This window comes from Janthinobacterium sp. BJB446, from assembly GCF_002735655.1.
Classification (GTDB): Bacteria; Pseudomonadota; Gammaproteobacteria; order Burkholderiales; family Burkholderiaceae_D; genus Janthinobacterium; species Janthinobacterium lividum.
In genome coordinates this window covers 1-2,634 of sequence record NZ_PDZK01000014.1, presented here as the reverse complement: position 1 = coordinate 2,634, position 2,634 = coordinate 1, and the positions used below count along the sequence as shown (strand labels likewise).

Sequence of the window (2,634 nt, the reverse complement as noted above, 5' to 3'; positions counted from 1 at the left end):
GGACGACAAGGCCATGAATCTGGAAGAAGCAAAGATTGGGGTAATGACTGGTAGTATCAACACACACGCAACGTTGTACCGTCTTATCCTCTGTACCTGCTAAGGTTATAGGGACAAGCCGTACGGGCAATTAGTACTGGTTAGCTTAATGCATTACTGCACTTCCACACCCAGCCTATCAACGTCCTGGTCTCGAACGACCCTTCAAAGAGCTCAAGGCTCTGGGAAATCTCATCTCAAGGCAAGTTTCCCGCTTAGATGCTTTCAGCGGTTATCTCTTCCGAACTTAGCTACCCGGCAATGCCACTGGCGTGACAACCGGTACACCAGAGGTTCGTCCACTCCGGTCCTCTCGTACTAGGAGCAGCCCCCTTCAAATTTCCAACGCCCACGGCAGATAGGGACCAAACTGTCTCACGACGTTTTAAACCCAGCTCACGTACCACTTTAAATGGCGAACAGCCATACCCTTGGGACCGGCTACAGCCCCAGGATGTGATGAGCCGACATCGAGGTGCCAAACTCCCCCGTCGATATGAACTCTTGGGAGGAATCAGCCTGTTATCCCCAGAGTACCTTTTATCCGTTGAGCGATGGCCCTTCCATACAGAACCACCGGATCACTATGTCCTACTTTCGTACCTGCTCGACTTGTCAGTCTCGCAGTTAAGCACGCTTATGCCATTGCACTATCAACACGATGTCCGACCGTATCTAGCGTACCTTCGAACTCCTCCGTTACACTTTAGGAGGAGACCGCCCCAGTCAAACTGCCTACCATGCACTGTCCCCGATCCGGATAACGGACCAAGGTTAGAACCTCAAACAAACCAGGGTGGTATTTCAAGGTTGGCTCCACGAGAACTAGCGTCCCCGCTTCAAAGCCTCCCACCTATCCTACACAGATTGGTTCAAAGTCCAATGCAAAGCTACAGTAAAGGTTCATGGGGTCTTTCCGTCTAGCCGCGGGTAGATTGCATCATCACAAACATTTCAACTTCGCTGAGTCTCGGGAGGAGACAGTGTGGCCATCGTTACGCCATTCGTGCAGGTCGGAACTTACCCGACAAGGAATTTCGCTACCTTAGGACCGTTATAGTTACGGCCGCCGTTTACTGGGACTTCAATCAAGAGCTTGCACCCCATCATTTAATCTTCCAGCACCGGGCAGGCGTCACACCCTATACGTCCACTTTCGTGTTTGCAGAGTGCTGTGTTTTTATTAAACAGTCGCAGCCACCAGTTTATTGCAACCCTTTCACCCTCATGGAGTAAACCAATCAAGCTACCGGGGCGTACCTTTTCCCGAAGTTACGGTACCAATTTGCCGAGTTCCTTCTCCCGAGTTCTCTCAAGCGCCTTAGAATACTCATCTCGCCCACCTGTGTCGGTTTGCGGTACGGTCTCGTATGACTGAAGCTTAGAGGCTTTTCTTGGAACCACTTCCGATTGCTTCGTGAACAAGTTCACTCGTCTCAACCCCTTGAATTCCGCACCCGGATTTGCCTAAGTGCCTTCTATGAGCCAAAAACCAACTATTCCAACAGTTGGACAACCTTCCGCGATCCGTCCCCCCATCGCATCATACGACGGTGCAGGAATATTAACCTGCTTCCCATCAGCTACGCATCTCTGCCTCGCCTTAGGGGCCGACTCACCCTGCTCCGATGAACGTTGAACAGGAAACCTTGGGCTTACGGCGTGGAGGCTTTTCACCCCCATTATCGCTACTCATGTCAGCATTCGCACTTCTGATACCTCCAGCATCCTTTACAAGACACCTTCGCAGGCTTACAGAACGCTCTCCTACCATATATATTGCTATATATCCGCAGCTTCGGTGACTGGCTTAGCCCCGTTACATCTTCCGCGCAGGACGACTCGATCAGTGAGCTATTACGCTTTCTTTAAATGATGGCTGCTTCTAAGCCAACATCCTGACTGTTTTAGCCTTCCCACTTCGTTTTCCACTTAGCCAATCTTTGGGACCTTAGCTGGCGGTCTGGGTTGTTTCCCTCTTGACGCCGGACGTTAGCACCCGACGTCTGTCTCCCAAGCTCGCACTCATCGGTATTCGGAGTTTGCAATGGTTTGGTAAGTCGCAATGACCCCCTAGCCATAACAGTGCTCTACCCCCGATGGTGATACTTGAGGCACTACCTAAATAGTTTTCGGAGAGAACCAGCTATTTCCAAGTTTGTTTAGCCTTTCACCCCTACCCACAGCTCATCCCCTAATTTTTCAACATTAGTGGGTTCGGACCTCCAGGGCGTGTTACCGCACCTTCATCCTGGCCATGAGTAGATCACTTGGTTTCGGGTCTACACCCAGCGACTGATCGCCCTATTCGGACTCGATTTCTCTACGGCTTCCCTATCTGGTTAACCTTGCCACTGAATGTAAGTCGCTGACCCATTATACAAAAGGTACGCAGTCACGGAACAAGTCCGCTCCTACTGTTTGTATGCACACGGTTTCAGGATCTATTTCACTCCCCTTCCGGGGTTCTTTTCGCCTTTCCCTCACGGTACTGGTTCACTATCGGTCGATTACGAGTATTTAGCCTTGGAGGATGGTCCCCCCATATTCAGACAGGATGTCACGTGTCCCGCCCTACTTGTCGTACGCTTAGTA

The 2,634-nt window shown here is 50.9% G+C and carries 1 rRNA gene; it reads right to left on the bottom strand.

Annotation, left to right across the window (positions count from 1 at the left end):
• Positions 1-109: 109 nt before the first annotated feature.
• Positions 110-2,634: ribosomal RNA gene (locus CSQ92_RS28445) — 23S ribosomal RNA — on the bottom strand; the annotation flags it as partial.